The organism is Serratia sp. BNK-4, from assembly GCF_048685115.1.
Lineage (GTDB): Bacteria > Pseudomonadota > Gammaproteobacteria > Enterobacterales > Enterobacteriaceae > Serratia > Serratia bockelmannii.
The window spans coordinates 3,908,261-3,924,515 of record NZ_JBLQTM010000001.1 but is presented as its reverse complement, the minus strand read 5'-3'; the positions used below and the strand labels follow the sequence as shown (position 1 = coordinate 3,924,515).

The 16,255-nt window shown below is 61.4% G+C and carries 14 protein-coding genes and 1 other RNA gene; 10 read left to right on the top strand and 5 right to left on the bottom strand.

Annotation, left to right across the window (positions count from 1 at the left end):
• Window positions 1–34: 34 nt before the first annotated feature.
• On the top strand, window positions 35–691 hold the full coding sequence (rpiA, locus tag ACMGGW_RS18785) for a ribose-5-phosphate isomerase RpiA (RefSeq protein ID WP_025304157.1): 657 nt from the start codon (window positions 35–37) through the stop codon (window positions 689–691).
• Between the two features lie 292 nt (window positions 692–983).
• Complete coding sequence (gene serA, locus ACMGGW_RS18780; protein ID WP_025304156.1) at window positions 984–2,222, top strand: phosphoglycerate dehydrogenase; 1,239 nt, start codon at window positions 984–986, stop codon at window positions 2,220–2,222.
• A gap of 47 nt (window positions 2,223–2,269) precedes the next feature.
• Here serA and ACMGGW_RS18775 read toward each other — a convergent pair whose 3' ends face one another.
• The 3 genes from ACMGGW_RS18775 to zapA form a co-directional block, all read right to left on the bottom strand.
• Window positions 2,270–2,878, bottom strand: coding sequence for a 5-formyltetrahydrofolate cyclo-ligase (locus ACMGGW_RS18775; RefSeq protein ID WP_089181256.1), 609 nt, complete (start codon window positions 2,876–2,878; stop codon window positions 2,270–2,272).
• A 52-nt stretch (window positions 2,879–2,930) separates the two neighbouring features.
• Window positions 2,931–3,113: non-coding RNA, 6S RNA (gene ssrS, locus ACMGGW_RS18770), on the bottom strand.
• Between the two features lie 40 nt (window positions 3,114–3,153).
• A complete protein-coding gene (zapA, locus tag ACMGGW_RS18765; protein WP_004931621.1) occupies window positions 3,154–3,483 on the bottom strand; it encodes a cell division protein ZapA in 330 nt (109 codons plus the stop codon).
• A 319-nt stretch (window positions 3,484–3,802) separates the two neighbouring features.
• On the opposite strand from zapA, the gene ACMGGW_RS18760 reads away from it, so the two are divergent.
• From ACMGGW_RS18760 to ACMGGW_RS18725, 8 genes are all read left to right on the top strand, one after another.
• Window positions 3,803–4,381: a YecA family protein gene (locus ACMGGW_RS18760; RefSeq protein ID WP_049296197.1), complete on the top strand. Its 579-nt coding sequence runs from the start codon at window positions 3,803–3,805 to the stop codon at window positions 4,379–4,381.
• Window positions 4,382–4,436: 55 nt separating this feature from the next.
• Window positions 4,437–5,753 (top strand): Xaa-Pro aminopeptidase, encoded by a 1,317-nt coding sequence (pepP, locus tag ACMGGW_RS18755; RefSeq protein ID WP_025304153.1) that lies wholly within the window; start codon window positions 4,437–4,439, stop codon window positions 5,751–5,753.
• Window position 5,754: 1 nt separating this feature from the next.
• A complete protein-coding gene (ubiH, locus tag ACMGGW_RS18750; protein WP_197832472.1) occupies window positions 5,755–6,933 on the top strand; it encodes a 2-octaprenyl-6-methoxyphenyl hydroxylase in 1,179 nt (392 codons plus the stop codon).
• Between the two features lie 78 nt (window positions 6,934–7,011).
• A complete protein-coding gene (gene ubiI, locus ACMGGW_RS18745) occupies window positions 7,012–8,214 on the top strand; it encodes an FAD-dependent 2-octaprenylphenol hydroxylase (protein ID WP_197832471.1) in 1,203 nt (400 codons plus the stop codon).
• A gap of 506 nt (window positions 8,215–8,720) precedes the next feature.
• Window positions 8,721–9,818, top strand: coding sequence for a glycine cleavage system aminomethyltransferase GcvT (gene gcvT, locus ACMGGW_RS18740; protein ID WP_004931631.1), 1,098 nt, complete (start codon window positions 8,721–8,723; stop codon window positions 9,816–9,818).
• Window positions 9,819–9,864: 46 nt separating this feature from the next.
• Window positions 9,865–10,251 (top strand): glycine cleavage system protein GcvH, encoded by a 387-nt coding sequence (gene gcvH, locus ACMGGW_RS18735; protein ID WP_025304150.1) that lies wholly within the window; start codon window positions 9,865–9,867, stop codon window positions 10,249–10,251.
• 92 nt (window positions 10,252–10,343) lie between these two features.
• Window positions 10,344–13,223 (top strand): aminomethyl-transferring glycine dehydrogenase, encoded by a 2,880-nt coding sequence (gcvP, locus tag ACMGGW_RS18730; protein WP_049296196.1) that lies wholly within the window; start codon window positions 10,344–10,346, stop codon window positions 13,221–13,223.
• A 108-nt stretch (window positions 13,224–13,331) separates the two neighbouring features.
• Entirely contained in the window at window positions 13,332–14,297 is a 966-nt protein-coding gene (locus ACMGGW_RS18725; protein ID WP_197832470.1) for a zinc-binding alcohol dehydrogenase family protein, read from the top strand.
• 9 nt (window positions 14,298–14,306) lie between these two features.
• Here ACMGGW_RS18725 and ACMGGW_RS18720 read toward each other — a convergent pair whose 3' ends face one another.
• Together ACMGGW_RS18720 and ACMGGW_RS18715 are read right to left on the bottom strand one after the other, a co-directional pair.
• Window positions 14,307–14,834, bottom strand: a complete 528-nt coding sequence (locus tag ACMGGW_RS18720) for a GNAT family N-acetyltransferase (RefSeq protein WP_025304147.1) — start codon at window positions 14,832–14,834, stop codon at window positions 14,307–14,309.
• An 11-nt stretch (window positions 14,835–14,845) separates the two neighbouring features.
• Window positions 14,846–16,252, bottom strand: a complete 1,407-nt coding sequence (locus tag ACMGGW_RS18715) for an ATP-binding protein (protein ID WP_049206140.1) — start codon at window positions 16,250–16,252, stop codon at window positions 14,846–14,848.
• Window positions 16,253–16,255 lie beyond the last annotated feature (3 nt).

Sequence of the window (16,255 nt, the reverse complement as noted above, 5' to 3'; positions counted from 1 at the left end):
GCACACGTTTTCGTACAGAGGCAAGGGACATATTATGACGCAGGATGAACTGAAAAAAGCGGTGGGCTGGGCGGCGCTGGAATACGTGACGCCGGGCACCATCGTCGGGGTCGGCACCGGTTCTACCGCCGCCCACTTTATTGACGCGCTGGGCTCCATCAAGCACCAGATCGAAGGCGCGGTGTCCAGCTCAGACGCCTCCACCGCCAAGTTGAAAAGCCTCGGCATCCACGTGTTCGACAGCAACGAAGTGGACTCGCTCGATATCTACGTGGACGGCGCGGACGAAATCAACGGCCATATGCAGATGATCAAGGGCGGCGGCGCTGCGCTGACGCGCGAGAAGATCATCGCCGCCATCGCCAAGAAATTTATCTGCATTGTCGACGCCAGCAAGCAGGTGGACGTGCTGGGCAAGTTCCCGCTGCCGGTGGAAGTGATCCCGATGGCTCGCTCTTACGTGGCGCGCGAGCTGGTGAAACTCGGCGGCCTGCCGGAGTATCGCCAGAACGTGGTGACCGACAACGGCAACGTGATCCTCGATGTGCATAACCTGAGCATCACCGACGCCATCGCGCTGGAGAACAAGATCAACGGCATCGCCGGCGTGGTGACCGTGGGGCTGTTCGCCAACCGCGGCGCGGACGTGGCGCTGGTCGGCACCCCGGAAGGCGTGAAAGTAGTCAAATAAGCCTCTGCCGTCTGTGGCCCGGTAGTGCCGGGCCGCATAATTCTTCGGTTAAAATATCTTTTCTGAAAAACGGCAAATTTGGTGACTTATGTCACATTGTGAAAGCTGACTCCCCAAAGCTTCTGCTGAAAACTTTCCCTATGGCATTTTCTGCCGTAAACCGCCATCAACGCTGCGCCTTGTCCTGCCGGGCAGGCAATCGTTTGTATTGCCGCCCGCGTTATTTTTGTTATGTTGGATGGGAGCTGTGTCGTCACAGCCGCTTCTGAAGTCTGAACATAGGGTCGGGTAAATGGCAAAAGTATCATTGGAGAAAGACAGGATTAAATTCCTGTTGGTGGAAGGGGTTCATCAGAGCACGGTCGATAATTTACGTGCCGCCGGTTATACCAACATCGAATACCACAAGGGTGCGTTAGACACCGAATCGCTGAAGGCATCCATCCGCGATGCACACTTCGTCGGCATCCGATCGCGTACGCATCTGACCGAAGAGGTGTTCGCCGCCGCAGAAAAACTGGTGGCGGTGGGCTGCTTCTGCATCGGCACCAACCAGGTTGATCTGAAAGCGGCGACCAAACGCGGTATTCCGGTCTTCAACGCCCCCTTCTCCAATACCCGATCCGTGGCCGAAATGGTGCTGGGCGAGCTGCTGTTGATGCTGCGCGGCATTCCGGCCGCCAACGCCAAGGCGCACCGCGGCGTGTGGCACAAATTGGCCGTGGGCTCTTATGAGGCGCGCGGCAAAAAGCTGGGCATCATCGGCTACGGCCATATCGGCACCCAGCTGGGCATTCTGGCCGAAGGGCTGGGCATGAAGGTGTTCTTCTACGATATCGAGAACAAACTGCCGTTAGGCAACGCGCAGCAGGTGCGTCATCTGTCCGATCTGCTCAATATGAGCGACGTGGTGACGCTGCACGTGCCGGAAACGCTGGCCACCAAGAACATGATGGGGGCGGAAGAGCTGGCGCTGATGAAGCCGGGCGCGATTCTGATCAACGCCTCGCGCGGCACCGTGGTGGATATTCCCGCGCTGTGCGACGCGCTGGCCAGCAATCACCTGGCAGGCGCGGCGATCGACGTCTTCCCGGAAGAGCCGGCGACCAACAGCGATCCGTTCAACTCGCCGCTGTGCGAGTTCGATAACGTGCTGCTGACGCCGCACATCGGCGGTTCCACGCAGGAAGCGCAGGAGAACATCGGCGACGAAGTGGCCGGCAAGCTGGCGAAATACTCCGACAACGGTTCGACTCTGTCCGCCGTCAACTTCCCGGAAGTGTCGCTGCCGGCGCATGGTCCGAACGCCAGCCGCCTGCTGCACATCCACGAAAACCGTCCGGGCGTGCTGACGCAGATTAACCAGATCTTCGCCGAAGAGGGGGTTAACATCGCCGCGCAGTATCTGCAAACCGGGCCGGAAATCGGCTACGTGGTGATCGACATCGAAGCGGAAACCGCGCGCGCCGACGCCGCGCTGCAGCGTATGAAGGCCATCGACGGCACCATTCGCGCCCGACTGCTGTTCTGATTCGGCGGCTCGCCGCAACGAAAAAGGCCGGAGCGATCCGGCCTTCTCTATTTGGGCTCGTGCCACGCCCAGCTGCAGAGCGGGGTGAGGATTTCCGGCAACGGGATATCCCAGTGCTCGGTCGGCAGGTGCTCCACCTGCTGGCAATCATGGGCCAGGCCGATGGGATAGGGGCCGCCGCTGCGCCAGTTTTGCAGGGTGCGATCGTAAAAACCGCCGCCCATGCCCAGACGCTGTCCGGTATGATCGAATGCCACCAGCGGTGTCAGCACCACCTCCAGTTCGCCCAGCGGTAACACCTGGCGCACATCGAGCCGCGGCTCGAGAATATTGAAGCGGTTGCGCACCAGCGGTGTTTCCGGCGCATAGCGCAGAAACAGCAGGTGTCCTGAACTGAACGGATGCAGCACCGGCAGGTAAACCTGTTTGCCGAGCGTCCACAGTTGCTCGATCAGCGGCCCGGTGTCGAGTTCGCCGTCAAACGACAAAAATACCGCGATGTTGTGCGCGGCCTGAATACGTGTGTGCGCGGCGAGGCGTTCGGTTATCTTGTCTGCGGCAAAGCGTTGCTGGCCCGGCGTAAGCTCACGCCGACGTTGGCGAATGAGTTGACGAATGGCTTGGCGCTGCTGCGCGAATTGGGGTTGAAAAGACATCGTATCAGGCTTGCTCAGTGTGGCGTTCAGCACACATAAACCGCTGAGAAGGGGAATCTCCGAGATGCCGTCGCAGGCTGTAACCCTTGAACCCATGGTTCAAGGTGAACGTGCCGTCGCAATCTTAAGGCTTCTCGGCGCACCGAGCGTGCTCACCGATCGCGGAGCAACACATTCTGTTTGTACTAAATATCGGCTCAGGGGACTGGCCCGCTGGCGAACATCTCAGAGAAATTTTGTACTCGTTGCTGAAACTTTGATTTCAACAACTTAAGTTATTCGAATTGTGCATCCTGACGTTCAGAGATGCGACCTTGTTCAAGCAGCGCTTGTTCAATGGTCTGCTGCAGCATCCGTATGCGTTGTTCCATATTGGACGCATAGTCACGGGTTTTCAACCGTTCTTGAGCAAGTTCGTGACAGACGTTCAATGCCGCGATGAAAACCAGTTGCTCAGTATTGGAGACTCTAGTGCGAACTTTAAGATCTTGCAACCGTTGGTTAAGATCGTCCGCCGCCATATTCAACGCATCTTGTTGTTCTGGCGGGCAATTGACTCTTAACGAGCGGCCAAAAATTTGAATATCTACCGGTTGTGCAGACATGCCACCTTCCTGCCTAAATTTCGCGCCAGCCTTGTCCGCCCTGGCCGGGCCGTCAAAGCGGGCGCCACTATATATACCTCGGTACCAAGATACAACCCCTTTTTCAGTACCTGGTTGTAATCTACTGTGGCGCACATTGCCAGTCAAAAAAGGGTTTCAAAATGCGTATTTACCGCACTTTCGTCACCCGCCGGCGCAGTGTGAAACCTGCCACATCGCGATTATAACTAGCCACTGAGGTGTCGCGCTTATCTGGTATAGCGACGGACCTTGGTGGTAGCATAACACGAACTTATCCTGCCAACGATGACGAATGCGCATGTCTATACAGAATACATTTCCAAGTTACCAATCTTTGACCGTGGCCCTCAACCAGCAGTCGGTGGCGCTGACCGCGGCAGAAATGCACGGCCTGATCAGCGGCCTGCTGTGCGGCGGCAGCCGTGACGCCGGCTGGCAGGCGCTGGTGCACGATCTGACCAACGAAGGCGTCGCCTTCCCGCAGGCGCTTAGCCAACCGCTGCAGCAGCTGTATGAAGTGACGCGTGACACGCTGGAAGATGACGAATTCCTGTTCCAACTGATGCTGCCTGAAGGGGAGATCGTTAGCGTGTTCGATCGCGCCGACGCGCTGGGCGGTTGGGTCAACCACTTCCTGCTCGGGCTGGGCATGATGCAGCCGAAGCTGGCTCAGGTGAAAGACGAGGTCGGTGAAGCGATCGACGATCTGCGCAACATCGCGCAGCTGGGCTACGACGAAGACGAAGATCAGGAAGAATTGGAACAGTCGTTGGAAGAAGTGGCGGAGTATGTGCGGGTTGCCGCCATCATGTGCCACGGCGAATTCACCCGTCACAAGCCCACGGCGCCGGAAAACATCAAACCGACGTTGCACTAAACGTTCTATCGCCCCTCCGCCGGCGGTGCGGATGGCATGATTTCAGGAGAAGGTAATGACTCAGCAGGAATTCAACAACCGCCGCCAGGCGCTGTTGGCGAAAATGGCGCCGGCCAGCGCGGCGGTTATTTTCTCTGCGCCGGAAACGACGCGCAGTGCAGATTCAGACTATCCCTATCGGCAGAACAGCGACTTTTGGTACCTGACCGGCTTCAATGAGCCGGAAGCGGTGCTGGTGCTGATTAAAAGCGACGAAACGCACAACCACAGCGTGTTGTTCAACCGGGTGCGCGATCTGACGGCGGAAATCTGGTTTGGCCGCCGCCTGGGGCAAGACGCCGCGCCGGCGAAGCTGGGCGTGGATCGCGCGCTGCCGTTCGATGAAATCAATGACCAGCTGCACCTGCTGCTCAACGGCCTGGACGTGGTCTACCACGCGCAGGGCGAATACGCCTATGCCGATCAGATCCTGTTCGGCGCGCTGGACAAGCTGCGCAAGGGGTTCCGCCAGAGCCTGCAGGCGCCGGCCACCGTTACCGACTGGCGGCCGTGGCTGCACGACATGCGGCTGTTCAAGTCGCCGGAAGAGCTGGCGGTGATGCGCCGCGCCGGTGAGATCAGCGCGTTGGCGCATACCCGCGCGATGGAAAAATGCCGCCCGGGCATGTTCGAATACCAGCTGGAAGCGGAAATTCATCATGAATTCACCCGCCTCGGCGCCCGTTACCCGTCTTACAACACCATCGTCGGCAGCGGCGAAAACGGCTGTATCCTGCACTACACCGAGAACGAGAGCCAGATGCGCGACGGCGATCTGGTGCTGATCGACGCCGGCTGCGAGTACCAGGGGTACGCCGGCGACATCACCCGCACCTTCCCGGTCAACGGCAAGTTCAGCCGGCCGCAGCGCGCGGTGTACGACATTGTGCTGGCGTCGCTGCAGCGCGCTTTGGAACTGTTCAAACCCGGCACCAGCATTCGCGAAGTTAATGACGAAGTGGTGCGCATCATGGTGGTCGGGCTGGTGGAGCTGGGCGTATTGAAAGGTGAAGTCGACTCGCTGATCGCCGAGCAGGCGCACCGTCAGTTCTTCATGCACGGGCTGAGCCACTGGCTGGGTCTCGATGTGCACGACGTTGGTCACTACGGCACGCCGAGCCGCGATCGGCTGCTGGAGCCGGGCATGGTGCTGACCGTGGAGCCGGGGCTGTACATCGCGCCGGATGCGGACGTGCCGGCGGAGTACCGCGGCATCGGCATCCGCATCGAGGACGATATCGTGATCACCGCCGACGGCAATGAAAACCTGACCGCCACCGTGGTGAAAGACGCCGATGCCATCGAGGCCTTGATGGCGGCGGCAAGGTCGTAGCATGAGCGTTATTATCGTTGGCGGCGGTATGGCGGGCGCGACGTTGGCGCTGGCCATTTCGTCGCTCACTCAGGGAAGAATGGCGGTGGATCTAGTCGAGGCGACCCGGCCGGATGACCGCAGCCACCCAGGTTTTGACGCCCGCGCCATCGCATTGGCGCAGGGTACCTGCCAACAGCTGGCGCGCATCGGCGTTTGGCCGGCGCTGCGCGATTGCGCTACGCCGATCACTCAGGTGCACGTCAGCGATCGCGGGCACGCCGGCTTCGTGAATCTGCAGGCGCAAGATTATCAGGTCGATGCGCTCGGCCAGGTGATCGAACTGCACGACGCCGGGCAGCGGCTGTTCGCGCTGCTGGCCAAGGCGCCGGGTGTCACGCTGCACTGCCCGGCGCGGGTGGTGGACGTGATCCGCACCGCAGAGCGGGCGGAAGTGCTGCTGGACAACGGCCAGCGTCTGCGCGGGCAGCTGCTGGTGGCGGCCGACGGTTCGCGCTCTGCGCTGGCGCAGGCCTGCAACGTGCAGTGGCGGCAGGAGGACTATCCGCAGTTCGCCACCATCGCCAACGTCACCACGGCGGAAGATCCGCAGGGGCGCGCCTTTGAGCGCTTTACCCGCTATGGGCCGCTGGCGCTGTTGCCGATGTCGCAAGGGCGCAGTTCACTGGTGTGGTGCCATGCGCGCGAAGATCGCGCCCGAGTGGATGCCTGGGACGACGAGCGCTTTATCGCCGAGCTGCAACAAGCTTTCGGCTGGCGGCTGGGGCGTATCCTCAAGGCCGGTAAACGGCACAGTTATCCACTCGGGCTGCTGACCGCCGATCGCCATGTCAGCCACCGGCTGGCGCTGGTGGGCAACGCGGCGCAAACGCTGCATCCTATCGCCGGGCAGGGGTTCAACCTTGGCCTGCGCGACGTGATGTCGCTGGCGGAAACGCTGGCGGAAGCGGCAGACAGCGGCGAAGACGCCGGCGGTTACGCACTGCTGAGCCGTTATCAGCAGCGGCGGCAAAACGATCAACAGGCGACGATCGGCGTGACCGACGGGTTGATTCATCTGTTCGCCAACCGTTATGGCCCGCTGGTGATTGGCCGCAATCTGGGGCTGATGGCGATGGAACGTTTGCCGGCGATACGCGATGCCTTCGCCAAGCGTACGCTGGGCTGGGTGGAACGTTAGAGACATGGTCGGGCGCTTTAACGCGCCCAAAGCGCGGCGCGGCAAGGCGTCGCGCGTTATTTAAGGAAATCGAGCAGCATGCAATCATTTGACGTGATTATCGCCGGTGGCGGTATGGTGGGGCTGGCGTTGGCCTGCGGCCTGCAGGGCAGCGGGCTGCGCGTGGCGGTGCTGGAGCAGCGCCAGCCGGAGATGGCGCCGCCGTCGGAACAGCCGGCCCTGCGCGTCTCCGCCATCAATGCCGCCAGCGAGCGTTTGCTGCAGCACATCGGCGTGTGGGACGACATTCTCCAGCTGCGCGCCAGCGCCTACAATGCGATGGAAGTGTGGGATCGCGACAGCTTCGGCAAGATTGCTTTCCGCGGCGACGAGTGCGGCTTCAGCCATCTCGGCCACATCATCGAAAATTCGGTGATCCAGCAGGCGCTGTGGAAACGCGCCGAAAGCCTGTCGGACATCACGCTGATTACCCCGGCCGCGCTCAAGCAGGTAGCATGGGGCGAAAATGACGCCTTCGTCACGCTGGAGGACGGGCGCATGCTGACCGCCCGGTTGGTGATCGGCGCCGACGGCGCCCAGTCGTGGCTGCGCCAGCATGCCGATATCCCGCTCACCTTCTGGGATTACCGTCACCACGCGCTGGTGGCCACCGTTCGCACCGAAGAACCGCATCAGGCGACGGCGCGGCAAATTTTCCACGGCGACGGCATTCTGGCGTTCCTGCCGTTCAGCGATCCGCATTTGAGCTCTATCGTCTGGTCGGTGACGCCGGAAGAAGCCGAACGGCTCAAACGGCTGGAACCGGAGCAATTCAACCGCGAACTGGCGATGACCTTCGACATGCGCCTGGGGGCTTGCAGCCTGGAAAGCGAACGGCTGGCGTTCCCGTTGACCGGCCGCTATGCGCGCAGCTTCGCCGCGCACCGCCTGGCGCTGGTGGGAGATGCGGCGCATACCGTGCACCCGCTTGCCGGGCAGGGCGTGAACCTGGGCTTTATGGATGCCGCCGAGCTGATTTCCGAACTGCGCCGCCTGCAGCGGCAGGGCAAGGATATCGGCCAGCACCTCTATCTGCGCCGCTATGAGCGCCGCCGCAAACATGGCGCGGCGGTGATGCTGGCCAGCATGCAGGGTTTCCGCGAACTGTTTGACGGCAACCTCCCGGCCAAAAAGCTGCTGCGCGACGTGGGCCTGCGGCTGGCGGACAGCCTGCCGGGCGTCAAGCCTAAGCTGGTGCGTCAGGCGATGGGCCTGAACGATCTGCCCGAGTGGCTTGCCTGATCCCTTCCTTCTGCGGGCCCGCACCGGGCTCGCGCTTCTCGCCTTATTCCATCGCTTTTCCTTATATAACCCTTCATTTGAAATAATCTAATTTCAGCCGCTTTTTATCATTACTTTTTCTAATTCCATGTTCGGTTATCAAAAGTCGGGATCCCATGCGCGGCCATCTGTTTGTTATATAACTTCGGCGTTTTACCGCTTTAATTGTTAATTTTGTGCCTTAAGGCGCATTTTTCCAGTGAAAAACTCTGCACACTACCCCGGCATTTTACCGCACGGGAACGGCGATGAGCCTATTTTAACTTATGGTTAATGTGGTCGTTCGGTGATAAGTTCGAGGGAAAGGTATCGTTTGCGTCACGGCGGTTACACGCAGTTTCCGCCCGTCCCGGCGCAGCATTTGTGTTGAGCAGTCAGTGCGCCATGGCGATCGGGCCGCGAGCCAGGCTCCGCCGCATTGTGTGGCAGCACCCTAACTTCTAGCGACGAGTGGAAAGAGGGAAAAGATGGCAAAGCAAACCCCACTGTACGACCAGCACGTGGCGTGCGGTGCGCGCATGGTAGACTTTCACGGCTGGATGATGCCGCTGCACTACGGCTCGCAGCTCGATGAGCACCACGCGGTGCGTCAGGATGCCGGCATGTTCGACGTGTCTCACATGACCATTGTAGATCTGCACGGCGCCCGCACCCGCGAGTTCCTGCGCTACCTGCTGGCGAACGACGTCGCCAAACTGACCCAACCCGGCAAAGCGCTGTACACCGGCATGCTGAATGCCTCCGGCGGCGTGATCGACGACCTGATCGTTTATTTCCTCACTGAAGACTATTTCCGCCTGGTGGTGAACTCCGCCACCCGCGACAAAGACCTGGCCTGGATCGAAGAGCACGCCGCGCCGTATGGCGTCGCGCTGACGGTGCGCGACGATCTGGCGCTGATCGCAGTGCAGGGCCCGCAGGCCAAAGAGCGTGCCGGCACCCTGTTCACCCCGGAACAAAAAAGCGCGGTCGAAGGCATGAAGCCATTCTTCGGCGTGCAGGCCGGCGAGCTGTTCATCGCCACCACCGGTTACACCGGCGAGGCCGGCTATGAGATCGCGCTGCCGAAAGAGCAGGCGGCGGATTTCTGGCAAAAATTGCTGGCCGCGGGCGTCAAGCCGGCCGGTCTGGGCGCGCGCGACACGCTGCGTCTGGAAGCGGGCATGAACCTCTACGGGCAAGAGATGGATGAAGGCGTTTCGCCGCTGGCCGCCAACATGGGCTGGACCATCGCCTGGCAGCCGGAAGATCGCCGTTTCATCGGCCGCGAAGCGCTGGAGCAACAGCGCGAGCAGGGCACCGAGCAACTGGTCGGCTTGATCATGACGGAAAAAGGCGTATTACGTAATGAGCTGCCGGTGCGTTTCACCGACGCGGCGGGGCAAACCCACGAAGGCGTGATCACCAGCGGCTCGTTCTCTCCGACGCTGGGCTTCAGCATCGCGCTGGCGCGCGTGCCGGCAGGCATCGGCGAGCAGGCTATCGTGCAGATCCGCAACCGTGAAATGCCGGTCAAAGTGACCAAGCCCGGTTTCGTTCGCGCCGGCAAGCCGCTGACAAATTGATTTTTTATTGATTGATTCTTTTAATTCTTCGAAGGAGTAACCGGCGATGAGCAATGTGCCAACAGAATTGAAATACGCATCCTCCCACGAGTGGGTTCGTGCAGAAGGTAACGGCGTTTACACCGTAGGCATCACCGAACACGCGCAGGAACTGCTGGGCGATATGGTGTTTGTCGATCTGCCGGAAGTGGGCCGCAGCGTCGCCGCCGGTGAAGATTGCGCCGTGGCGGAATCCGTCAAGGCGGCGTCGGACATTTACGCGCCAATCAGCGGCGAAATCGTGGCGGTGAACGGCGAGCTGGAAAGTTCCCCGGAGCTGGTCAACAGCGAACCTTACGGTGACGGCTTCCTGTTCCAGATTAAAGCCTCCGACGAAGGCGAGCTGGCGAACCTGCTGGACGCCGCGGCTTATCAGGCCTCGATCGACGAGTAATCGTGACCACGCCCCAGGCCTCTCGGCCGGGGCGTTTTAGTTACCGTTCAAGCTATATCCCGTATCACGCAAGCATTCAGGAATTTGTAGCAATGACTCAGACACTCAGCCAACTCGAACACAGCGAAGCGTTCATTGAACGCCACATCGGCTCTTCTGCGGAACAACGCCAGGAGTTGCTGGCAGCGGTGGGCGCTCGCTCGCTCAGCGCGCTGATCCAACAGATCGTGCCGGCGGACATTCAGCTGCCGGGGCCGCCGCCGGTCGGCGACGCGGCGACCGAACACCAGGCGCTGGCTGAGCTGAAGGCGATCGCCTCGCAAAATCAGCGCTACAAATCCTATATCGGCATGGGCTACAGCGCCGTGCTGACGCCGCCGGTGATCCTGCGCAACATGCTGGAAAACCCGGGCTGGTACACCGCTTATACCCCTTATCAGCCGGAAGTGTCGCAGGGCCGCCTGGAAGCGCTGCTGAACTTCCAGACCGTGACCCTCGATCTGACCGGCCTGGATCTGGCCTCCGCGTCGCTGTTGGATGAAGCGACCGCCGCCGCCGAAGCGATGGCGTTGGCCAAACGCGCCAGCAAACTGAAAGACGCCAACCGCTTCTTCGTGGCTGACGACGTGCATCCGCAGACGCTGGACGTAGTGCGCACCCGCGCCGAAACCTTCGGCTTCGATGTCATCGTCGATAAAGCGGAAAAAGTGCTGGAGCTGGACGGCGTGTTCGGCGTGTTGCTGCAGCAGGTGGGCACCACCGGCGAGCTGCACGACTACAGCGCGCTGCTGGCCGAACTGAAATCGCGCAAAATCATCACCAGCGTGGCCGCCGACATCATGGCCCTGGTGCTGCTGACCGCGCCGGGCAAGCAGGGCGCCGACGTGGTGTTCGGCTCCGCGCAGCGCTTCGGCGTGCCGATGGGCTACGGCGGCCCGCACGCCGCCTTCTTCGCCTGCCGCGACGAGTTCAAGCGTTCGATGCCGGGCCGCATCATCGGCGTTTCCCGCGATGCCGCCGGCAACACCGCGCTGCGCATGGCGATGCAGACCCGCGAGCAGCATATCCGCCGCGAGAAGGCCAACTCGAATATCTGTACCTCGCAGGTGCTGTTGGCCAACATCGCCAGCCTGTACGCGGTGTACCATGGCCCGCAAGGGCTGCAGCGCATCGCCGGGCGTATCCACCGCCTGACCGACATTCTGGCCGCCGGGCTGCAGAAGGCCGGCCTGACGCTGCGTCATAACACCTGGTTCGACACCCTGACCGTTGAAGTGAAAGACAAGGCTGCCGTGCTGGAACGTGCGCTGAGCTTCGGCATCAACCTGCGTACCGACATTCACGGCGCCGTGGGCATCACGCTGGATGAAGCCACCTCGCGTGAAGACGTGCAAACGCTGTTCGCACTGCTGGCCGGCGACAACCACGGCCTGGACATCGACGCGCTGGACGCGGCGGTGAGCAAGAACAGCGCATCGATCCCGGCCGCCATGTTGCGCCAGGACCCGATCCTGACCCACCCGGTATTCAACCGCTATCACAGCGAAACCGAGATGATGCGTTACATGCATCGTCTGGAGCGTAAGGATCTGGCGCTGAACCAGGCAATGATCCCGCTGGGCTCTTGCACCATGAAATTGAACGCTGCGGCGGAAATGATCCCGATCACCTGGCCTGAATTCTCCGAACTGCACCCGTTCTGCCCGCCGGAGCAGGCTGCCGGTTACCAGCAGATGATCGGCCAACTGTCTCAGTGGCTGGTGCAGCTGACCGGCTATGACGCGGTGTGCATGCAGCCGAACTCCGGCGCGCAGGGCGAATACGCCGGCCTGCTGGCGATCCGTCGCTACCACGAAAGCCGCAACGAAGCGGGCCGCCACGTCTGCCTGATCCCGAGCTCGGCGCACGGCACCAACCCGGCCTCCGCCCAAATGGCGGGCATGAGCGTGGTCGTGGTCGCCTGCGACAAGAACGGCAACATCGATCTGCACGATCTGCGCGTCAAGGCAGAGCAGGCAGGTGAAGAACTCTCTTGCATCATGGTGACCTACCCGTCGACCCACGGCGTGTATGAAGAAACCATCCGTGAAGTGTGCCAGATCGTGCATCAGTTCGGCGGTCAGGTATATCTGGACGGCGCCAACATGAACGCCCAGGTGGGCATCACCACGCCGGGCTACATCGGCGCGGACGTTTCGCACCTCAACCTGCATAAAACCTTCTGCATCCCGCACGGCGGCGGCGGCCCGGGCATGGGCCCTATCGGCGTGAAAGCGCACCTGGCGCCGTTCGTACCGGGCCACAGTGTCGTGCAGATCGACGGCGTAACCACCCAGCAGGGCGCGGTCTCCGCGGCGCCGTTCGGCAGCGCCTCCATCCTGCCGATCAGCTGGATGTACATCCGCATGATGGGCGCGGAAGGCCTGAAGCAGGCCAGCCAGATGGCGATCCTGAATGCCAACTACATCGCAACTCGTCTGAAAGACGCGTATCCGATCCTGTATACCGGCCGCGATCACCGCGTGGCGCACGAATGTATCCTCGATATTCGTCCGCTGAAGGAAGAGACCGGCATCAGCGAAATGGACATCGCCAAGCGCCTGATCGACTTCGGCTTCCACGCGCCGACCATGTCGTTCCCGGTAGCGGGCACGCTGATGGTCGAGCCGACCGAGTCGGAAAGCAAAGTGGAGCTGGATCGCTTTATCGATGCGATGCTGGCGATCCGCAGCGAGATCGACCGCGTCGCCAAAGGCGAATGGCCGCTGGAAGACAACCCGCTGGTGAATGCGCCGCACGTGCAGGCGGAGCTGGTCAACGACTGGCAGCACCCGTACAGCCGCGAGCTGGCGGTGTTCCCGGTGGCCGGCGTGCGCGAGAACAAGTACTGGCCGAGCGTTAAGCGTCTGGACGACGTGTACGGCGACCGTAACCTGTTCTGCTCTTGCGTGCCGATGAGCGATTACGAATAACACGTTCGGCAAAGTTTGTGTTTGGGGGACACCGCATCATGCGGTGTCCCTTTTTATTTTATAGCGGCCTATTCTTTCCTGTGCGTTCCCACGATTTAAGGAGTCACCATGCAAGCGGCAATCGTAACAGCGCTGGGGCAAGCCCCGGTTTTCGGCACTTTTGAGGAGCCCCAGGCGCAGGCGAATGAAGTGCCGATCGACGTTCTGGCGGCCGGCATCAAACAGCTGGATCGCGCCACCGTCGCCGGCACCCACTATTCCAGCCCGAAGCAATTGCCAATTGTGCCCGGTACCGACGGCGTGGGCCGTACGGCGGACGGAAAACGGGTGTACTTTGCCTCCTTCCGCCGTCCTTACGGTGCGATGGCTGAGCGCAGCGTCGCGTCATGGACGGTGCCGGTACCGGAGGCGGTGGATGACGCCACGGCGGCAGCGCTGATCAATCCGGCCTTCGCCGCCTGGCTGCCGTTGCGCTGGCGAGCGGATCTGCAGCCCGGTGAAACGGTGCTGATCATCGGCGCCACCGGCACCTCAGGCAAACTGGCGGTTGCCGCGGCGCGTCAGGCAGGGGCTGGGCGTATCGTTGCCGCCGGCCGTCGGCTGAGCGTGCTGGAGGCATTGGGCGTGGATGCCACGGTGGATCTGAGCCTGCAGGGCGAGGCGCTGACGCAGGCCTTCGCGGTAGCGGCGGGGCCGGGCAGTTATCAGGTGATCGTCGATTACATCTGGGGGCCGGCGACCGAAGCGCTGCTCGCGACGCTCAATAATCACGATCTCTCGTCTTACGCCGGCGGACGCGGCATTCGCCTGGTCAACGTCGGTTCGATGGCCGCGCCGGACATCCGGCTGCCGGCGGCGGTGCTGCGCAGCAACCAGCTGCAGATCCTCGGCAGCGGCACCGGCAACTTCCCGCCGATCCCGGAGATGCAGCGCTACGCGGCCGAGATTTTGGCGCTGGCGGCGACCGGAGCGCTCACTATCGAGACGCAGGAGCACGCGTTGGCGGAGATCGCCGAGGTGTGGGATCTGAACAAGAAAAGCGACGTGCGTTCGGTGATGCGCATCGCCCGTTAACCCCGGCCGCTAGCGGCAAGGGCAGACCAGATGAATGTCTTCCGGCTCACGGGCGAACAATTCGGTATCCGGTTGTTCGATGAGCCGGCAACCCTGCGCCAGATAGAAGTCTACGGTGCTTTTGTTGGGAATGGAGGAGACATACAGCCCGGCGGCGCCGTCTTGCGCCGCCTGACGCAGGCAGAGCTGGAACAGCTGCCTGCCTAACCCCTGGCCGCGTTTGTGCGCGCTGACGTAAAAGAACAGCAGCTGGCGCAGATCCCGCTGTGGGCCGCGCGGTTCGGTGTCCAGCGCCGCCGCCGCCACGATCTCCTCGCCTTCGAACAGCGCGAAGAATGTCCCGCCGCGATCGAAGCAGGCTTCGTGGATCGGCGTATAGGTTTCCCGATCGTGCGGATCCCAGCCGCGCACGTCGTAGTAGTCCGGGTAGGCTTGCAGCTTGCCGTCCTGCAGGCGATACAGAGTGTCGATAATTTCGCTGCGGTCGATATCCCATAGCCGGTCGAGTTGCTGCCGTTGCAGCAGAACAGGGGCGATCATGGTCGTTGTTAACTCTCAGTCTGCGGCCGGTAACTTTCCGGCAAATCGATGATGAAGCCGATGCCGCGATCGTCAAGGCCTTCGGTGACGCGCAGCTGCGCGCCGATTTTGTCGGCCAGGTTTCGGGCGATGGCCAAGCCGAGCCCGCTGCCGGTTTGCTGCGTGCCGGGCACGCGGTAAAAGCGCTCAAACAGGCGGGAACGGTGTTCTTCGCTCACCCCCGGGCCGTTGTCGCGCAACGTAATATAGCAGCCGAGCGGCGCCAGCGAGCGGATATTGGCTTCGATACGGCTGCCGGGGGGCGCGTACTTGAGCGCATTGTCCAGCAGGTTGGTGAAGATGGCGATCAGCGCATGGCGATCGGTACTCACCACCACGTCCTCGCTGCCGTCGAGCGAGAGTTCCACATCCTTTTCCAGCGCATAGGGGACGTGCTGCGCGATGCATTTGCCGATCTCTGCGTAGATGTCCACCGCCTCAATTTTCAGTGGAAAATCTTCCGCCTCCAGCTTGGCCAGGTTGATCAGCTGGCGCGACAGCGATGCCGCGCGATCTAGCCCTTGCTGCATGTCGCCGATGATCTCCCGGCGCTCCTGCTGCTCGCCGACCTGGGTCAGCAGGTGCAGCTGTGCCAGCACGGCGGCGATCGGCGTGCGCAGCTCGTGCGCCGCATCGGCCATAAAGCGCTTCTCGCGCTGATTGGCGGCGTCGATGCGCGCCATCAGCTTGTTGACCTCCATCACCACCGGCCGGATTTCCTGATACTGCTCGCTGACGTTGATCGGCGACAGGTTGCCAGGCTGGCGATCGGAGATGGTGCGGGCGATCTGGCGCAGCGGCCGCAGGCTGAAATAGGCGGTAAACAGCAAGGTAACGATGATGGCTGCCAGAATGCCCAGCAGCGGTACGGCGGTGCTCTCCGCCGGGTTGCCGAACAGCGTGGTGCGATCGTTGAACGATTCGCCGACGATCACCCGGTACTGGTGCTTTTCGCTCCAGCTGCCGGCGAGATGCCAGTTGGCACCGGCGTAATTGACGGAGCCGGACAGCACCGAAGGCGGCAGGCGCAGCGGTTCTCCCTGCGTTTGCGAACTGTAAAGCACCCGGCTGTCCCGATCGTAAACCACAAACAGCGGGTGATAGTCGATTTCATCCTGCATGCCGTTATTGATGGAATCAATGTACATGCCTTCAATGGTCTTGATGATGCCGCGGTAATCGATATTGTCAGTGCCGGTTTCGTCGAGAATATTGGCGATGCCTGCAGCGACGATGCGTTGCTGGTTATCGAAATATTTCTCCATGTCGGGGTAATACCAATATTTCACCCAGGCGACGAGGATCCCCCACAATAATAAAATGGCCAGCACCTGAAAAATAATGGTACGCATAAAGAAGGATTTGAAACCGATCATTCC